Origin of the sequence: Micromonospora matsumotoense (assembly GCF_050951065.1) — a bacterium.
In the GTDB taxonomy this organism is placed as follows: Bacteria; Actinomycetota; Actinomycetes; order Mycobacteriales; family Micromonosporaceae; genus Micromonospora; species Micromonospora matsumotoensis.
This window is the reverse complement of record NZ_CP192025.1, coordinates 6,945,365-6,962,896: the sequence shown is the minus strand read 5'-3', so window position 1 is coordinate 6,962,896 and position 17,532 is coordinate 6,945,365. Positions and strand designations below refer to the sequence as shown.

Here is a 17,532-nt window from a genome sequence, read left to right as displayed (position 1 = left end):
CTCGACCGGACGCGGGTCAGCCGGTGGGGATGCGGTCGCGGAAGGTGGTGCGGTAGCCCTGCGGGGTGGTGCCGACCCGGCGGGCGAAGTGGTGGCGCAGGGCGGCGGCGTCGGGGAACCCCGAGCGGCCGGCAACGCTCTCCACGCTGAGCCGGGTCTCCTCCAATAGCCGGCGGGCCAGCAGCACCCGCTGGTTGGTCAGCCAGTCGTGCGGGGTGGTGCCGGTCTCGGCCCGGAACCGGCGGGCGAAGGTGCGCGCGGACATCCCGGCGCGGGCGGCCAACTCGTCCACCGTGGTCGGCTGGTCCAGGTGGCCGATCAGCCAGCTCAGCACCGGTTCGAGGGTGGGCGCGTCGGGGGTGGCCGGGATCGGCGCCTCGATGTACTGGGACTGGCCGCCGTCGCGGTGCGGGGGGACCACCATGCGCCGGGCCAGCCGGGTGGCGGTGACCGAGCCGTGTTCCTGGCGGACCAGGTGCAGGCAGGCGTCGATGCCGGCGGAGGTGCCGGCGCTGGTCAGCACGGGTCCGTCGGCCACATAGAGGCTGTTGCACCGGACCCGGGCCGAGGGGTGCCGGCGTTGCAGCTCGTCGGCGTACCTCCAGTGGGTGGTGCACTCCCGGCCGTCGAGCAGACCGGCCGCGCCGAGCACGAACGCCGCGGAGCAGAGGCTGAACACGTGCGCCCCCCGGTCGGCGGCGCGGCGCAGCGCGGCCAGCACCGCCTCCGGCACCTCACCACCCTGGGTGTACGCGGGGACCGCGACCAGGTCGGCGTCGTCGACCGGGGCGAGGTCGGCGTGCGGGGTGAGGTCGAAGCCGGAGGCGGTGCGGACCGGGCCGCCGTCGGCGGTGCAGACGGTGAACCGGTAGCCGGGGAACCCGTCTTCGGTGCGGTCGGTCCCGAACACCTCGGTGAGCACGCCGAGTTCGAAGACGGCGACCTGGTCCAGGGCGATGACGGCCACCGATCGAATCATGTGACGAGGGTAACCGGACAGGTGGCAGAAAATCGAGGGGGCATGGCGTTGCTGCCACTGTCCCGGCCCGTGTCGCGGGCGGAAACTGAACATCAGTCCGGTGCGCACCGGCGGCGAAAACCACTCAGATCCCAGGAAAGTGAGCGCCGCCATGGAGTTCCTGTTGCTTCTGTTCTTCCTCCTCGCGCTGGCCGTCGCTTCGGCGTTCGGCCTGACCGCCGACACCCGTGACTCCGCCGACTGGAAGCCCACCGAGGAGGGTCGCCGCTGGCGGTCCCGTGCCTGCTGAGGTGTTTGCTCCCGTTGTGCCAGAAAAACCCGCGGTGGGACCGCGCCAGAAGGTGCGGCCCCGCCGACGCGGGCCGTCCGGCGTACGGCAGGCTAGGAGCATGGCTGACGGCTCCTGGTACGACGCCGACATCGATCACGTGATCATCTCCGAGGCGCAGATCCGCGAGAAGACGGCGGAGCTGGCCAAGCAGGTCTCGGCGGACTACGCCGGGGTCACCGACGGACTGCTGCTCGTCTGCGTACTCAAGGGTGCGGTCATGTTCATGGCCGACTTCGCCCGGGCGCTGGGTCGGCAGGGCCCACCGGTGGAGCTGGACTTCATGGCCATCTCCTCGTACGGCCAGGGCACCACCTCCTCCGGCGTGGTGCGCATCCTCAAGGACCTGGACCGGGACATCGCGGGCCGGCACGTGGTGGTGGTCGAGGACATCGTCGACTCCGGCCTGACCCTGTCCTGGCTGCTGCGGTACCTGGAGTCCCGGTCGGCGGCCAGCGTCGAGGTGGTGGCCCTGTTCCGCAAGCCGGAGGCGGTGAAGGTCCCGGTCCCGGTGAAGTACGTCGGCTTCGACATCCCCACCGAGTTCGTGGTCGGCTACGGCCTCGACTTCGGCGAGCGCTACCGCGAGCTGCCGTACGTCGGCGTGCTCAAGCCCGAGGTCTACGCCCGGGCCTGACTTCCGCTCGTATCGGTCGTCATCGAGCGGACGTTCAGCGGGCTCCCAGCCAATCCGACTACGGTAGGGGTGGGTGGCGTGGGGGCAGCTCCGCGCCCGGCACCCCGACCGCGTGACCGGGCGGTCGACGGAGCCGGTGCGCAGTTCCCCGCCACGTCGGCTGAGACCCCGGTTCGCCGTCCGCGTGAGTGCCGGGCTCGCAGGCTCGCATCTCGGGGTCACGAATGTCCCCGACTGCGGGGCTCGCAAGCTCGCTCCTGGCGCGCACGGTGTACCGTCGAATGACCGCGGTGCGGCAGTTCGCGCGCCCCGGGGTCGAGGCCGGCCCGCACGGCGGCTCGACGCCGCCATCGGCGGCGACACCATTCAGACGGTCAGGACGTCGATCAGGAGGATGCGGGCGCCTCGGCGCTCGACAACAGCATGGAACGTACGCGTTTCTTCCGCCGACCGGTGGTCTGGATCATCCTGGTCATCCTCGGCGCCGTTGTGCTCAGTCAGCTGTTCACCGCTGGTCCCAGCTACCACCGGGTGGACACTTCCGTTGCGCTCGACCAACTGCACACCGCCAAGATCAACAAGGTCGTCTTCCAGGACAAGGAGCAGACGCTCCAGCTCAACCTGGCCGAGAAGACCAAGTTCGGCGACACCACGACCGACCGGATCGAGGCCCAGTTCCCGTACCAGGCCGGCGAGCAGGTCTGGAACGAGGTCCTCGAGGCCAAGGCGGGCAACCGGGTCACCGGCCCGGCCGACGCCAAGGTGTCGTCCGACAGCATCTGGGTGAGCCTGCTGGTCAACCTGCTGCCCATCGTGCTGCTCGTGCTCCTGCTGCTGTTCTTCATGTCGCAGATGCAGGGCGGCGGCTCCCGGGTGCTCAACTTCGGCAAGTCCAAGGCGAAGATGATCACCAAGGACACCCCGAAGACGACCTTCGCGGACGTGGCCGGGGCCGAGGAGGCGGTGGAGGAGCTCCACGAGATCAAGGACTTCCTCCAGAACCCGGCGAAGTACCAGGCACTGGGTGCCAAGATCCCGAAGGGCGTGCTGCTCTTCGGCCCGCCCGGTACCGGTAAGACGCTGCTGGCCCGCGCCGTGGCCGGCGAGGCCGGGGTGCCGTTCTACTCGATCTCCGGCTCCGACTTCGTGGAGATGTTCGTCGGTGTCGGCGCCAGCCGGGTCCGTGACCTCTTCGAGCAGGCCAAGGCGAACGCCCCGGCGATCGTCTTCGTCGACGAGATCGACGCCGTCGGCCGGCACCGTGGCGCCGGCATGGGCGGTGGCCACGACGAGCGCGAGCAGACCCTCAACCAGCTGCTCGTCGAGATGGACGGCTTCGACACCAAGGGCGGGGTCATCCTGATCGCCGCCACCAACCGGCCGGACATCCTCGACCCGGCGCTGCTGCGTCCGGGCCGCTTCGACCGGCAGATTCCGGTCGACGCCCCCGACATGGAGGGCCGCAAGGCGATCCTGCGGGTGCACGCCAAGGGCAAGCCGTTCACGCCCGACGTCGACCTCGACGCGGTCGCCCGGCGTACCCCCGGCTTCTCCGGGGCCGACCTGGCCAACGTGATCAACGAGTCCGCGCTGCTCACCGCCCGCAAGGAAGAGCGGGCGATCAGCAACGACTCGCTGGAGGAGTCGATCGACCGGGTGGTCGCCGGACCGCAGCGCCGGACCCGGGTGATGAGCAACCAGGAAAAGAAGATCACCGCGTACCACGAGGGTGGGCACGCGCTGGTCGCCTGGGCGCTGCCGCACGCTGCGCCGGTGCACAAGGTGACGATCCTGTCCCGGGGTCGTTCGCTCGGGCACACCCTGGTCCTGCCGACCGAGGACAAGTACACCCAGACCCGGGCCGAGATGATCGACACCCTGGCGTACGCCCTGGGTGGGCGGGCCGCCGAGGAACTCGTCTTCCACGAGCCCACCACCGGCGCCGGCAACGACATCGAGAAGGCCACCCAGTTGGCCCGCGCGATGATCACGCAGTACGGCATGAGCCTGAAGCTCGGCGCGATCAAGTACGGCACCAGCGGGGACGAGCCGTTCCTCGGCCGCAACATGGGTCACGAGCGGGACTACTCCGACTCGGTCGCCGCGGAGATCGACGGCGAGATGCGGGCCCTGATCGAGCTGGCCCACGACGAGGCCTGGGAGATCCTGGTGGAATACCGGGACGTCCTGGACAACATGGTCCTGGAGCTGATGGAGAAGGAAACCCTCTCCACCGCCGACATGGCCCGGATCTGCTCGCGGGTGGTGAAGCGCCCGCCGATGGCCCCGTACAACGGCTTCGGCAAGCGTCTGCCCTCCACCGAGCCGCCGGTACTCACCCCGGCCGAGAAGGAGAAGCTCGCGGCGCAGGCCACCGCGGACGGCATCTCCGTCGGCGGCTCCTCGAACAACTCGGACGGTCTGCACTGAACCCCGACGCCGCGGCCAGCCCCGACAACCCGGGGCTGGCCGCCTCGTCCACCGAGCCCGGTGACGAGACGCTCGACTACGTCGCCGCCCGGCTGATCAGCGGCAAGCTCAACGGCCGCCCGATCGAGGACACCATGGACCTCGGCCGGATCGAGAAGGCGGTCCGCGAGATCCTCATCGCGGTCGGGGAGGACCCCGACCGTGACGGCCTCCAGCAGACCCCGGCCCGGGTCGCCCGGGCGTACGCCGAACTCTTCGCCGGCCTGCGGGTCGACCCGGCCCAGGTGCTCAGCACCACCTTCGAGGCCAACCACGAGGAGTTGGTGCTCGTCCGGGACATCGACGTGATGAGCCTCTGCGAACACCACCTGCTCCCGTTCCGGGGCAGCGCGCACATCGGCTACATCCCCGGCCCCGACGGCCGGATCACCGGCCTGTCCAAGCTGGCCCGGCTGGTCGAGGTCTTCGCCCGCCGCCCGCAGGTGCAGGAGCGACTCACCTCGCAGATCGCCGACCTGCTGATGAGCAGACTGCAACCGCGCGGCGTGATCGTGGTACTCGAATGCGAACACATGTGCATGGCGATGCGCGGCATCCAGAAGAGCGGTGCCAAGACCATCACCTCGGCCGTCCGCGGCGTGCTCCAACACGACGCGAAGTCCCGCGCCGAGGCGATGTCGTTGATCATCCCCCGCTGAGCCGCCGGCCCGGCCGACGCCGCCCGGATCAGCCGGCCAGTAGCGCCAGCATGATCCCGGCGGCGACCACCACCGCCGGCACCAGGCAGGTCAGCAGCCCCAGCCGGGGAGTGTGGTCCCACCGACCGTCCGGCCCCGGGGGGAACAACCGGCTCACCCCCACCCGACCGGCCGCGAACGCCACCGCCGGCATCGGCAGGCCCACCAGCAGCGCCACCACACTCACCGGGCCGGCACCCGCCGTCAGGAACAGCACCAACTGCACCACCGGCACGACCAGTGCCAGCGGACCGTACACCAGCAGGTTGCGCCACCGGGGCGGCCAGGCAGCCGGACGCGGCGCACCGCGCGCGGCCAACGCCGCGTCCGCGCCCTCCGCCCAGCTCTGCGCCCTGCGTAGGCCGGCCAGCACCGCCGCCGGACCACCCACCATCGCCCGGGCGGCCTCGGTCAGCTCCGGTGGCGTCGGGGCCAACGAGATCGCCGGTACGCCCAACTCGCGCAGTCTCGCCTGCTGCGGCGCCAACCGGGCACGTACCCCGGTCAGCTCCGCACGGGCCGCCTCCACGGCGCGGGACTGCGCGGCGGCGGCCGTCGCGGCACCCCGGCGTACCCCGTCGAGCTGGCGGGCGGCGGCCAGGTAGTCGGTCCAGGCGGCGGACACCGACGGGGCCGGTTCCCCGGCCGGCCGCTGGCGGACCGGTGCCACCGTCACGGCGTCATCGATGCTCACGCCCGACGCCCCTCACGATCAGCCACACCCGGTCCCCTTCGCGGTCGGTCACCTGCGGTCCTCCTGGCGGGCGCTCCCGTGCGGTTCCCCGCACGGGCAGGCCGGGCCTGATTCCCCGCACGGGCCCACGCCACGGCGGGTCGCGCCCCATCGTCCGCAGGGCCGGTCACGGCTGGTCCGCCTCGTCGGCGAACGGCACCAGCACCGTGCCCCGGTCGTCGGCGGTCTCCCAGAGGACCACCCGTCCGGGCCGGGGACGCCACTGCACCGGATGCCCGAAGAGCGGGGCGAGTTGCGCGCCCGGCACGTCGACCGCAGCGACCGTGGCCAGCTTTCCCACCTCGCCGTCCGGCTCCACCAACCCGGCGAACGGCGGAACCGTCCGCCACCAGCCGAGCAGGTGCCGACCTGCCGGTGGACCCTCCCGCAGCAGAGCGCGCAGCCGGTCCGGCGGCAGCTCCTCCGCCGCAGGCGCGTCCACCCCGAACACCACCAGGTAGGTCGGGTCGGGACCGGCGGCCGCGGTCAGCAGCCCGGGCCCGTCCACCGTCGACACCCGATGACGCTCGCCCAGCTCGGCGGCGAGCGCGGCGGCCAAGGGGGCGAACCCCTCGGCCAACGGGGCGATCACGAACTCCGCACTGCCCGGCGGATGGTGCGCGGCGGTGCTCCGGGCGGCCGTCGCCAGCAGCGTCGCCGCCGCCGCACCCGGCCCGAGGACCGCCAGGTTGCGCCCCGCCACCGGACCCAGCGGCACCGCCACGGTCGTCCGCGCGACGTCCACCGCCCGACCCAGCAGAGCCGCCGGAGCACCGGACCGCCCGGCGACGGCAGCCCGCATCCGCGGGTCGTTGCGCAGTAACGGCCGGGCCCACCCGGCGAAGACCACCGGCGGTACGGCACCTTCCGGCCGCGCCGCGAACAGGCGATGCCGCAGCCGCTCGACAACCTCGGGGGCGTCGTGCGGATCGGGGAACCGGACCAACCGCTCGTGCCCCCGGGTCGCGCCGCGCGGACCGCCCAACCCACCGGCGGTGTTCACCACCGCGCTGCCCACCGCCAGACCGGCGGCGGCGTCGTTGGTCGGCATCAGCACCGCACTGCCACCGGCGAGCGCCACCCGCACCGGGAACTGCCCCAGCACCGAGTCCCGGGGCGCAGACCCCGCACCGACACCCAGGTCACCGGCACCGGCCAGGACCAGATGGACGCCGTACCCGCGCCCCGAGCGGGCCAGCCCGTCCAACCGGGCCAGCACCTCGGCGGCCACCGGATCCCGATCCGCCAACAGCAGCGGAAAATTGTCGATGACGCAGACGATGCGCGGCAGCACCTGATGGTCACGCAGCTCCGCGAACCGCTGGCCCCCGGCCCGCGCCGCCGCCTCCTCCCGCCGGTGGATCTCCGCCGCCAACTGATCGAACAGGTCCCGGACGTACTCCGGGTCGGTGGCCATCCCCGCCGCGCGGACCTGCGGCAGCCACGATCGGTCCCGCTCGGTCTGGAGGAACTCCACGAACGACTCGCCGTCGCCCAGGTCCACCAGGTACAGCGCCAGCTCGTCCGGGCCGTACCGGGCGGCCAGGCCGAGCAGGGCGGTGGTCAGGAACGCCGACCGGCCCGCATCCGACCGGCCGCTGACCAGCCAGTGCGGGGTCAACTCGGTGAAGCCCACGGTGACCGGCCGGCCGCCGGCGTCCCCGACCGCGGTGGACAGGCCGTCGACCGACGTCGTCGTCCACAGCGCCGCGTCCTCGGGCGGCAGCAGCTCGGCGAGGCCCAACCGGGAGCCTGCCTCCACCTGGTCGGCCAGCCGACGACAGACCGCCCCGATCAGCTCCGGGCCGGGATCCTCGTCGACGAGGACGGGGCAGTTCAGCCCACCCGGCGACTCGGTGCCCGGTCCGCTGAACGGGCTGCCCGGCGGATCACCCACCAGCGCGTACGAGGTGCGCAGCCGTACCGGCGTGGCCTGCGGCAACGGCGGCCGGCCGACCACCGGCCAACCAGCCACCACTAGATGCAGGCCGGCAACCCGACCCCGCTCGGCCAGCGCCACGATCCGGTCCAGATCGCTCGACCCGGTCGACTCGGGCAGCCCGGCGATCACCAGCAACAGGGTCCGATCATGTCGACGGGGTCGACCGTCCCCCGGGGAAACCCACTGCTCGGCCTCGGTGAGCACCGCCCGTAGCCCGGCCACGTCCGCCGCCGGTGGTGGCAGCAGACCCGCGTCGACCAGCGCCGCGAACGGGGCGAAGACGCCGTCACCCCCGGCACCTCCCGGTCTCGCGCCGTCGCCCCGGGCGCCGCCCGGGCCGGTGCCGGCGCTTGCGCCGACGCCGGGTCTGATGGCGGTGCCGTCGACGCCGCGCACCAGCAGACAGCCTGCGGGGGTGGCCGCCAGCATCCGCAGCAGTACGGCACGCAGCAGGCCGCGAACCCGGGGGTCCCGGACGTCCGCGTCGAGCGTCAGGTGCCCCGAACCGAGCAACGGCACCAGCGCCGGGAAACGTGCATCCTCCAGCGGCGCCGCCACCCCGATCCGCACGAAGGGCGGATTGTCCTCACCACACGGGGCGTCCGCCGACACGGTCTCCAGGGCGGCGCCGGCCCAGCCCGGTGCGAGCAGGGCGGCGGCGCTACGCAGCCGGTCCGCCAGTTCGTACTGGCGACGCTGGTCGGCGGGGGCCGGGCGGATCTCGTCGAGGACGGTGGTAGCCGCGGCAACGGTAGCGGCGGCGCGGCGGTGCAGGGCTGCGGCGCGGTTCGTACGAGCCTTCGGACCGGCCACCGCGTCCACCCCTCTTTCCGAGGCGCGTCCACCCCTCTGTCGAGGTGGGAAACTCCCCGACTGCAGACCGTATCCCAGCCTCGGCCGCTCCTCCGGGAAGCACGACGGCGATGCGCCGGGCTTGTCGCAAATAGCGGTGAACTCTCACCTCCCGAGGTTGTCCTGTCACGATCCGCAGCTTCCGGGGCATTGGGTACGAGGCGCCCAGCCGATAGCCTCAGGGGGTGGAATCAGTGCAGCCCCCCGCCGGTTCCCAGGTGTCCCGCGTACCGGCGCAGCGGACCCCGCCGGACCAGTTGGCACCCCCTGCGCCGCTGCCGGTGCCGCAACGGCGGCCCCGCCGGCTCCGGACCGTCCTCACCGTGGTGGCCGGGGTGTTGGCGTTGCTCTGTGTGGGAGGCGGGGTGACCGGCTACGTGCTGTACGAGCGAGCCGCCACCCCCGACCGGAGCGCCCCGGACGTCGTGGTGGACAACTACCTTCGCGAGTTCCTGGTCAACGAGAACGACACCCGCGCGGAACTCCTCGTGTGCGACGGAAAACCAGGTGGACTGGCCGAACTACGAGCACTTCGTGACGACCTGCGCGACAGGGAGCGCCGCTTCGCAACCGAGCTTACGGTCAGTTGGGGCGCCCTTTTGATGAGCCGACATGGTGAGACTGCCGAAGTGGAGACCGATCTCATTCTCTCAGCCGCTGTGGACGGCATCTCCCAAAGTGATCGGCAGCATTGGCGATTTCAAACCCGACTCAAAGACAACTGGAGAGTCTGCGAGGCAACCAAGAGCATCTGAGCTCATTCGATCCATAGTAGGTGGACTGGGACTTCCAGGGTGGTGGGCGGCTGCCCACGCCAAGCCCAGCGGTACCACTCCAACTCCGGAGTCACTCGGACGCAGATGTCGCCGTCGGCACCGGAGTAGGGCTCGGTCACTGCGCGGAGATCGCGGTGTTCCACAGAGTCCTCGACGCGCACCACTCGTCGGCCGCTGACCGCATCGGTCTCGAAGACCGGGGTGGGGGCCGGGTGCGTCGGTCCGTCCAGGGAGACCAGCCGGATTCCCTTGTCGTGGGTTGGGTCGACGGCCGAAGGTCGGGCCCCGACAGTCTCCACCCAGACCCTCTCCACGGGGACGAGCGGGGCGAAGACCTCTACCTGATCGGCCTCCGCCCGGTACCACTCGTGTTCCGGGATGACCGGCACATAGGTACGGCTTCCCTGCACCACTCGTTCGTCGGCGCGGAGGTCCCCCCGCCAGCCGAGGCCCGGCAGCCCCATGAGGACACGACGGCCACGTAGCTCGACCCGGCCGGTGGCGGGAACGATGTGGATCGGCCGTGGTGGTTGCGGTGCCCAGTCGGGCTGACCGGCGAAGGGATCCGGCAGCGGTCCGCTCATCGTTGCGGCAGCCTCATGCCCGGCCGTTCAGCGGTGCACCGCGCTGCCGCATGAACGGCACCGGGTTGATCCCGCCGGAGAAACTGCGGTCGCTGTCGACGTGCACCTCGAAGTGCAGGTGCGGACCGGAGGAGTTGCCGCTGCTGCCGACCAGCCCGATCACCTCACCGGCCTTGACGAGTTGCCCAGGAACCACCCGGGGTTTCTCGATCATGTGGCAGTAGCGGCTGACGTATCCGCCGGCGTGCAGAATGTCGACGAACCATCCGCATCCGCCCTTGCCGGGAAAGCCGTCGACATCGCAGTTACGAACGCCGTTGTGGTCCGGGTCGCAGCGGGCAACCAGCACCCGACCGGTGGCCGCAGCGTGGATCTCGGTCCGCTTGCGGGCACCGATGTCCACACCGTTGTGACGAGGCCGGCTGGCGGTACGAAATCCGGAGCCGACTCCACCGTCGATCGGCGCGGTCCACCCGGAAGCGGCGATGGCCCGTGCGGAGGCCCGGTCGCAGACCGCGCGCTCGGCGATCTGGACCGTCCGGGCGGCACCACCGGCCAGTGCGTTGACGATCTGGCTCGCGATGTCCTCGTGCTTGGCGTAAGCATCGGGGTAGGCGCTGATCTGCACTTTCTGCGCTGCCCGGGTCAGGGACATCCGGTCCCAGCCATCGACCTTCAGCAGCTTCTCGTAGAATTTGCGGGCCGCGTAGTCGGGACTCATCCGTTGCGTGACGCTGCCCCAGCCGGCTCGCTGCTGGAACAGGCCGACGGAGTCGTGGTCGGAGCCGACACCCTCGTTGGGGATCCCACGGGAACCGGCGACGGTGCTGTTCGAGAGGTTTCGCAGGGCCGACTCCTGCATCGCCGTGGCCACCGCGATCACCCATCCCCGGGGTGGCACCTTCATGTCCTGGCCGACCTTGATGATGATCGCCGCGTTACGCATCTGACTGGCTCCGTAGACCGACATCCGCGGCATCTTGCCGGTGACGTTCACCTGGTGCTCGTCGTCGCACTGCTGCTCGTTCGACACCAGGCTCTCCTGGTCACCGCCAAGATTGGTCAGGAAGAACGCCGCGCTTCCACCACCGCAGCAGAGTAGGGCGAGGGTGCCGGTGAGCGCGGCGGCGACGGCACCAATCCGAATTCGGCGACGAGGCGGTTCTCCCGTTCCCGACATTCCAGCAGTCATTCCCGCTCCCAGTCCACGGCATCCACCAACCAGCGACCGTCGGGCGCAACCAGTTCCAGCCGCAGCTGTCCGCTCTCCAACGGAACCAACACCTCTGCGAAGACCGCCGTCCGAGGACGGAGGGTCGCGGTGCCGGTGACCTTCTCGGCCGGCACCCCGGCCGGTTCGGCACCGGAGAGCTTCTCCGTGAGTTCGGGCGTCGACAGCGGTCGAAGGCTCGCCTGCCACTGCTCGGCGGTGGCGGTGCCTCCACCCAGCCAGGCAGTGGTGAACCGGGTGGCTGTCTGTTCGGGGGTCAGTTCGCCGGGTCGGGTACGTGGCGACTCCGGGGCTGGGGTGGCGATGACGCCGTCGTCGCCCGCCTCCGGATCGACTGTGGTGATCGGTTCACGCGGGCGGCTACTCAGCCCCGCCGTCAGGTCGCTGGGACCGCCCACCAGACGGGCCGTGCTGATCACACCGAGGACCAGCACGGCGATCCCGAGCGCGATCCCGAGGCGCGACCGGATGAGCCGGGTGAAGAGGAACTCCACTGCTCGCCGCATCACCGTCACCTGGCCTCGGAGCGAATCCTGGGACTGGGCTTGACCGGTGCTGGCGCAGCAGAGTCGGGTCGGTAGACCACGAACGACGGGGCCTCCTCCGGCACGTCCGGCTCGGTCCAGGTCGCGGGTGGATTCCGACGGGGGCGGGGCGCGACCTTGGGCGGGCCACTGTCACGTGAGGGCGACCTCGGCCCGGTCTCTTCGGCCCGTTCCCGGCCATCTGGCCGATCTCCCTGAACAGGTGCGCTGACGGTGGAGTGACTGGGGTCTTCCCGTCTGGCCTCGGGTCGTAGCCCCGCCGGTTCCAGCGCGGCACCACGCCGCCGGGTGATCTTCGGCTCGGCCGTGCCACCAGGCTCGGCCACGTCGAGCCGGGCGGCGACGCGCATATCCCGGAAGAACCGACGGTGCCACGACCCGGCAGAGCCCACCGCCTCACTGCTGTCCTTGCCGCCCAGTTGGGTGATCCGTCGGTAGGGACGTAGCAGTAGCCAGCCGACCACACCACAGAGCCAGACCAGCACCACCTGGAGCCAGCCGGGCAGGGTGGGAGTGCTCATGATCAGGTCAACGGCGAACAGGTAGATCGCCGCACCGGTGCCGAAGATGGCGATGTTGAATACAGCGGCGACGACGGCATTCGCCAGTCGCCGCAGCCCGGCGCTGGCCGGGCGGAGTAGGCCGACCGTGCCCAGGATCGGAGCGGCGATCACCGCCCAGCGGAAGATCATGAAGCCGAGCAGGACCAATAATGAGGCGGTGAGGTCGAACATGGCGAAGAGCAGCGAGGCGAGCACTGCGATGAACCCGGAGCCGATCCGGTCCATGTCCCGGCTGCCCTGCAGATACTCGTAGGCTTCCGGATTCTCCACCTTGATCTGTTCGGCAACGGTCATCCATTGTTGCTGCTTGGCCTTGATGGTCGCCTCACGGGTGGCGGGGTTCTGCCGAAGCTTCTCCGCCTCTTCCCAGGAGAGCGATTTGGCATCGTAGAGGGCCGCTCCGTACTTCTGCGCAGTCTCGCTGTCCGCAGAGCCCAGGACGCCACGCAACCAGTTTCGGTACAACATCGACTCGGTGGCAGTATCGCTGGCACGAACGGCAGGAGGGCGCTTGTCCACGCATGCGTCGGGGTTCGGCAGAACACATCGGTCTGGCGGAATGTCGCGGGTCGCAGGTCCGACGGCGTCGTGTACGACGCCCAGGGAGGTGATGAGTGTGCCGTCGGCTATGTTGGCGGACTTCACCGGCCAGGCTGCCAGCGCGGTCACCGCGACCATTACCAGCAGTGCCCAGCCTGCGGTGGTCATCGCATTGCTCATGTCCGACTGGCGGGAGCGCCAGAGCAGATACAGGCCCACCACGCAGAGCGTCACGATGCCGAAGACGCTGAATACCTTCTGGTAGACGGCCTTGGTCGCCTTCTCCACCAGTGGATCGGCCCAGTCCCACATCGATCGCGGGTCCCAGGCGCGCTCCCGCAAGGCGTTCGAGGCACCCACCACTGCGGTGGCCATCATCAGTTCGCCGTTGGCGACGGTCGTGGTGAACTTGTAGTCCGGGTGGAGGACGGTCGAGGCGCATCCCCCCTCCACGTCGTACGTGTTGAAGCTGTAACCGCCGTAGCCGTAGTCGCTGTAGAGGCCCTTCGGCCCCGGGAGTTTCGACGCGTCGGGCCGGGAGGCGAACCACCCGGCCAGGCCGGAGTCCGGGGCTGAGGGAACCGGTGGCTTGCGGCAGTCGACCTCCGTCTCACTGACCTGCTTCAGTTTGGCGACGCAGGCGCGGAAGTCGGCCTGCCACTCCTTGGTGGTGCAGAGGTTCGCGGCGGCCTGTGCCGTCACGGGCGGTACGGCGTACGCCGGTGTGGCCCCGACCACCGGCCAGGCGATCGTGGCACCGGCGAGTACGCCGAGTGCGAGGAGGAGCGCCGTGATCCGTGCCCGGGCCCTCGCCATTGTCACGCCTCCAGATCAGCCAGGACGGTCGGCAATATCCCGGCGGCCTGAGCGACCGCTGCGGGGGTGGTGTCGAGGTGGTTCAGCAGCCCCTCGACGTACGACACGTCCACCCGGACCTTCTGCACCCGGCCGTCGACGTCGCGCATGACGAACTCGCGGAAGCCGAGCCGGGTCGCCGAGGCGGTGTCGACGGCGGAGAGGGAGGCCAGGGTGGCTTCATAACCGTCGTCGACCGGGACCCGGAGCAGCCGGAGCGCCTCGGAGGCGATCTCGGTGTCCTCGGCGATCCGGCCGACGAAGACGGTGGAGACGAGGTTCTGGACGTCGAGGCCGAGGATGTCCTTGGGGTTCTGTGAGGCGACCAGGGCGGCGAGGTTCCACTTGCGGGAGTCGCGGGCGAGCCGGACCAGGAAGGAGCGGCCGGAGCGCCACCCCTCCATGAAGTGTGCCTCGTCCAGTCCGACGAGTTTGCGGGAGGACATCGACCCGCCGTAGCAGCGGCGCACGGCGAGGCGGTGCGCGGTGTGCAGCATCGGCAGGGCCAACGCCTCCTCGGCCGACCAGTACTCGCGTTCGATCTTGAGGTCGGGCAGTCGGAGGCCGGCCATGGTGATCACGGTGAGCGCCGCGTCCGCGCCGAGCAGCCCTTCCGGCGGGCGGCCGAAGAAGAGCATGGCCAGCGGCATCTCGGCGGTGTCGAGCAGCAGGTGGGCCAGTTCCCGCCCGGCGTCGTCGTCGAGCCCCTGCAGGCAGGTGACCACGTCGTCCAGGGTGGACGTCTCCTCGGCCGGCACCTGGCGTACCGCGTGTCGGAACAGGGTGGCGGTCGATGCCTCCCGGGCCACCTGCGGCGGCACCAGCATCATGCAGATGTCCTGGACCAGCATGCGTCGCTCGGCCCGGGCGTTGGAGACGGCGATCTCGAACTCCCGGTCACCTGCCGCACCGCTGGTGAACTCGCTGCGCAGCGGGGTGGGGATGAGCGCGTACGGCGCCAGCGTCCCCGGCTCCGAGCCGGTCAGGTTGAGCACCCGGGCGTACGGCTTGAGCTCGGGCATGGCACAGAGCCGGGCCAGCGGTCCGGACGGGTCGAGCAGGGTGACCTGCACACCCCGTCGGGCGGCCAGGTAGCCGAGTGCGCCGAGCAGGGTCGACTTGCCACCGCCGGGTTCGGCGACGAAGACGGCGAGCCCGGAGCGCTCGCGTACCTCCATCGGGAAGTGCAGGTCGAGGAAGACGGGCCGACGGCAGGTCCCGGCGGTACGACCGATCAGGTCGCCCCGGCGGTCGCCGACGGTGGACGCCGCCTGGGGGAGCGCGGCGGCCAGCAACGGGACCGGCATCCGGCGGACGTAGCCGGTGTTGGCGATCGGCTCGCCGGGGATGAACTCCCGGGCCAGCCAGTCCTGGTTCTTCGGGTGTTGCAGGGAGATGCGCAGCTCGCGGGAGTAGAGCTGGATGAGCCGGCGGGCCCGTTCCATGCACTCCTCGCGGGTCCGGCCGCCGACGGCGATCCGGTGCCAGCCGTGCGCCCGTGCGGAGTCCACCGGCAGGCCGGTGGTCATCTCGTCGCCGATCACCAGCGCCCGCTTGGCGAGCCGTTCCAGCTCGGGTGGGGCGTCGATGCCGTGTTCGGCATAGTCGAGTTGCTGCGAGCGGATCATCCGTAGCCGGTGTTCGAGGTTACGGAAGGAGTCACCGGAGCCGAGGATGTCGACCCGGGTGGAGATCTCCATCGGCCAGGGCAGCCGCTCGTGGAAGTGCAGCCAGGGCTCGTGTCGTTCGGGGATCTCCAGCGGCTCCATCCGGCCGACCGCGAGCACGGCGACGTGCCGTTCCTCGCCGGTCATCCGGTTGACCAGCTTGACCGTCGTGCCGTACGGGGTGCGGTAACGCTCGACCTGTTCGGTGAGGGCGAGCAGGTCGCCGCGTTCCCACCGGCCGTTGGTCACCGGGGAGAGGGTGCCGGGCGGGGCCATGCAGAGGGCGACCGAGCGGTAGAGCAACCATTCCAGCTCCTGCGCGGTGACCCGCCGGCCACGCATGCCGAAGCTGCCCAGCACCTCGTCGAACTGTTCGACGGTGCGGCCGAGCTTGCGGCGTTCCCCATCGGCGGTGCCCTTGCCGAAGGCCCGCAGCAGCCGTTCGGTGAGGGAGTCGCCGAGCGAGCGCCGGGCGAAGGTGACCCCCAGGTAGGTCTGCCCCTCGGCGTGGTTGACCGACATCAGGTGCTGCTGGGCGGCGACCAGGTGGTCGGCCCAGCCGTGTGTGCCGGGGACGTCGGGCAGCGGCGACGAAGTGTGCGCGTCGATGGTGCGGGCCCACTCGTCGGCGGGGAACGGCCGGGTGGTGCGGCGCAGGTGCAGCCGGAAGCCGGCCAGGCCGGCGTACTGCTCGGAGATCGCGGAGAGCAGCGCCTCACGCTCGGCGTCCGGTCGGAACGCCCACCGGACCTCGGGGAGCCAGTACCAGGCGGTGACGGTGTTGGGGGTGAAGGTCAGGTGCCCGGCGATCTCGGTGATCGCCAGGTCGATCGAGGGGTCCCGGTCACCGAACTTGATCTTTGGTGGGCGTACCCGGACGGGCTTGGTCGCCTCGGTGCGGCGGCTCGCCGCACGTTGCCTCGGTGCGGCCAGTTCGCGGGAGCCGGGTTCGGCGGGTTCGGACCGGTCGGGCTCGACGAGTGCGCGCCGGGCCGGTTCGGTGGTCAACGCGCCGACCGGGGTGGTCACGGCCTCCACCCGGACCGGCCCGGCCGGCTCCGGCCAGGCCGCTTCGGCGGCCTCCGGCCAGGCCGGCTCGACGTGCTCGGGCCAGGCCGCCGTGGTGGACTCCACCGGGGTCGGCCGGGGCCGAGCCGTCAGCGCCGCGTCCCGCCGGGCCTGCTCGGCGCTCTCTCGCCGCGACAGCTCGGCGGCCTCAAGCCGGGCGGCTTCTGCCGCCGCACGGCGGGCGTGTTCGGTGGCCTCGCGCTGCGCCGCGTCGGCGGCCTCACGCCGGGCCGTCTCGGCGGCCTCGCGCTGGGTCTGCGCGATCGCCTCCCGCCGGGCTGCTTCGACGCCCTCGCGCCGGGCCTGCTCGGCAGCTTCCCGGCGGGCCGTCTCGGCGGCCTCGCGTCGGCTGCGGTCGGTCGCTTCCCGGGCCCGTTCGGTGGCCTCGCGGCGGGCCCGTTCGGCCGCCTCCCGTGCGGTGAGCGGCTCGCCGGTCTCCCGGGGGAACAGCTCGGCCGGGACCCGGCGTGGCGCCCGCTGCGGAGGTTCGGTCGGCCGGGCGCCGGTCGGCGCCGGCGCCGGTCGGTCGCCCTGCTGGTGCGGAACCCGGGTACGGGCGGGCCGCTCGGTGGGTGGGGCCGCTTCGATGGCCGCCGGAGGTGCCTGCGCCTCGATGGCCGCCGGTGGGGTCGGCGCGGCGGCCGGTCGGTGCGGGGCGGGCTGGTGCTGCCGGCCGGGGCCGCGTCGCGCGGGGCCACCGGGGGACGGGGCACCGGGAGACGGGGGGGTGCCGGGGCGTGGACCGCCGCCGAAGAGATCGAGGAAGGGGGAGTCGATGTCGGTGCCGTCACCCACCAGCATCGGCGCGGCGGAGACCGGCTCGACCGGGGAGGTGTCCACACCGGGGGTGGCCCGGGGTGCCTGGAAGACCCCGATGCCACCCTGGCCCGGGCCGGTGAGCAGGGCCGGGTCGTACGGCTCGTCGTCCCGCAGCTCCTCCTGGGGGTAGTCGAACGACCGCGCACGGTTACCGTGCGGGGCACTGTGTCGTCCGGCCGGGAAACCCGGCGTGGAAGAGCGACTCATTCGACCGCCTCACCCATGTGGTCCGACTGCCCGATGCGG

Annotated in this window: 13 protein-coding genes; 5 read left to right on the top strand and 8 right to left on the bottom strand. The window is 71.3% G+C overall.

Features of this window, described 5'->3' with window-relative positions:
* Positions 1–16 precede the first annotated feature (16 nt).
* Positions 17–979, bottom strand: coding sequence for a GlxA family transcriptional regulator (locus ACQP1S_RS29865; protein ID WP_432901209.1), 963 nt, complete (start codon positions 977–979; stop codon positions 17–19).
* A gap of 139 nt (positions 980–1,118) precedes the next feature.
* Between ACQP1S_RS29865 and ACQP1S_RS29860 the strand changes: the two genes are divergently transcribed.
* From ACQP1S_RS29860 to folE, 4 genes are all read left to right on the top strand, one after another.
* Positions 1,119–1,268, top strand: coding sequence for a hypothetical protein (locus tag ACQP1S_RS29860; protein ID WP_432908511.1), 150 nt, complete (start codon positions 1,119–1,121; stop codon positions 1,266–1,268).
* Between the two features lie 100 nt (positions 1,269–1,368).
* The gene (gene hpt / locus ACQP1S_RS29855) at positions 1,369–1,944 is read left to right on the top strand and encodes a hypoxanthine phosphoribosyltransferase (protein WP_091247681.1); all 576 of its coding nucleotides are present in this window, start codon (positions 1,369–1,371) and stop codon (positions 1,942–1,944) included.
* A gap of 423 nt (positions 1,945–2,367) precedes the next feature.
* Positions 2,368–4,374: an ATP-dependent zinc metalloprotease FtsH gene (gene ftsH, locus ACQP1S_RS29850; protein ID WP_432901206.1), complete on the top strand. Its 2,007-nt coding sequence runs from the start codon at positions 2,368–2,370 to the stop codon at positions 4,372–4,374.
* A 35-nt stretch (positions 4,375–4,409) separates the two neighbouring features.
* Positions 4,410–5,072 carry a GTP cyclohydrolase I FolE gene (folE, locus tag ACQP1S_RS29845; protein WP_432908441.1) on the top strand — a complete coding sequence of 221 codons (663 nt, stop codon included), beginning with the start codon at positions 4,410–4,412 and terminating at the stop codon, positions 5,070–5,072.
* Between the two features lie 28 nt (positions 5,073–5,100).
* On the opposite strand, the gene ACQP1S_RS29840 is transcribed toward folE, so the two are convergent.
* Together ACQP1S_RS29840 and ACQP1S_RS29835 are read right to left on the bottom strand one after the other, a co-directional pair.
* Positions 5,101–5,805 carry a hypothetical protein gene (locus ACQP1S_RS29840; protein ID WP_432901204.1) on the bottom strand — a complete coding sequence of 235 codons (705 nt, stop codon included), beginning with the start codon at positions 5,803–5,805 and terminating at the stop codon, positions 5,101–5,103.
* Positions 5,806–5,971: 166 nt separating this feature from the next.
* Entirely contained in the window at positions 5,972–8,608 is a 2,637-nt protein-coding gene (locus ACQP1S_RS29835; protein WP_432901202.1) for an FtsK/SpoIIIE domain-containing protein, read from the bottom strand.
* 224 nt (positions 8,609–8,832) lie between these two features.
* On the opposite strand from ACQP1S_RS29835, the gene ACQP1S_RS29830 reads away from it, so the two are divergent.
* Positions 8,833–9,393, top strand: a complete 561-nt coding sequence (locus tag ACQP1S_RS29830; RefSeq protein ID WP_432908438.1) for a hypothetical protein — start codon at positions 8,833–8,835, stop codon at positions 9,391–9,393.
* A gap of 2 nt (positions 9,394–9,395) precedes the next feature.
* Here ACQP1S_RS29830 and ACQP1S_RS29825 read toward each other — a convergent pair whose 3' ends face one another.
* Genes ACQP1S_RS29825 through ACQP1S_RS29805 form a run of 5 tightly spaced genes read right to left on the bottom strand, consistent with a single transcriptional unit; the run spans position 9,396 to position 17,493 of the window.
* Positions 9,396–9,998: a hypothetical protein gene (locus ACQP1S_RS29825; protein WP_432901200.1), complete on the bottom strand. Its 603-nt coding sequence runs from the start codon at positions 9,996–9,998 to the stop codon at positions 9,396–9,398.
* A gap of 13 nt (positions 9,999–10,011) precedes the next feature.
* A complete protein-coding gene (locus ACQP1S_RS29820) occupies positions 10,012–11,178 on the bottom strand; it encodes a M23 family metallopeptidase (RefSeq protein ID WP_432908436.1) in 1,167 nt (388 codons plus the stop codon).
* Positions 11,179–11,186: 8 nt separating this feature from the next.
* Positions 11,187–11,744 (bottom strand): hypothetical protein, encoded by a 558-nt coding sequence (locus ACQP1S_RS29815; protein ID WP_432901198.1) that lies wholly within the window; start codon positions 11,742–11,744, stop codon positions 11,187–11,189.
* Positions 11,741–13,693, bottom strand: coding sequence for an MFS transporter (locus tag ACQP1S_RS29810; RefSeq protein ID WP_432901196.1), 1,953 nt, complete (start codon positions 13,691–13,693; stop codon positions 11,741–11,743). The genes ACQP1S_RS29815 and ACQP1S_RS29810 overlap by 4 nt, the downstream gene beginning before the upstream one ends.
* Positions 13,694–13,695: 2 nt before the next feature.
* Positions 13,696–17,493 carry an ATP-binding protein gene (locus ACQP1S_RS29805; protein WP_432901194.1) on the bottom strand — a complete coding sequence of 1,266 codons (3,798 nt, stop codon included), beginning with the start codon at positions 17,491–17,493 and terminating at the stop codon, positions 13,696–13,698.
* Positions 17,494–17,532: the final 39 nt, after the last annotated feature.

Coding starts and splice junctions, on each gene's coding strand:
- ACQP1S_RS29865 (WP_432901209.1), bottom strand. CDS start 979: ATGATTCGATCGGTGGCCGTCATCGCCCTGGACCAGGTCGCCGTCTTC.
- hpt (WP_091247681.1), top strand. CDS start 1,369: ATGGCTGACGGCTCCTGGTACGACGCCGACATCGATCACGTGATCATC.
- ftsH (WP_432901206.1), top strand. CDS start 2,368: ATGGAACGTACGCGTTTCTTCCGCCGACCGGTGGTCTGGATCATCCTG.
- ACQP1S_RS29825 (WP_432901200.1), bottom strand. CDS start 9,998: ATGAGCGGACCGCTGCCGGATCCCTTCGCCGGTCAGCCCGACTGGGCA.
- ACQP1S_RS29820 (WP_432908436.1), bottom strand. CDS start 11,178: ATGTCGGGAACGGGAGAACCGCCTCGTCGCCGAATTCGGATTGGTGCC.
- ACQP1S_RS29810 (WP_432901196.1), bottom strand. CDS start 13,693: ATGGCGAGGGCCCGGGCACGGATCACGGCGCTCCTCCTCGCACTCGGC.
- ACQP1S_RS29805 (WP_432901194.1), bottom strand. CDS start 17,493: ATGAGTCGCTCTTCCACGCCGGGTTTCCCGGCCGGACGACACAGTGCC.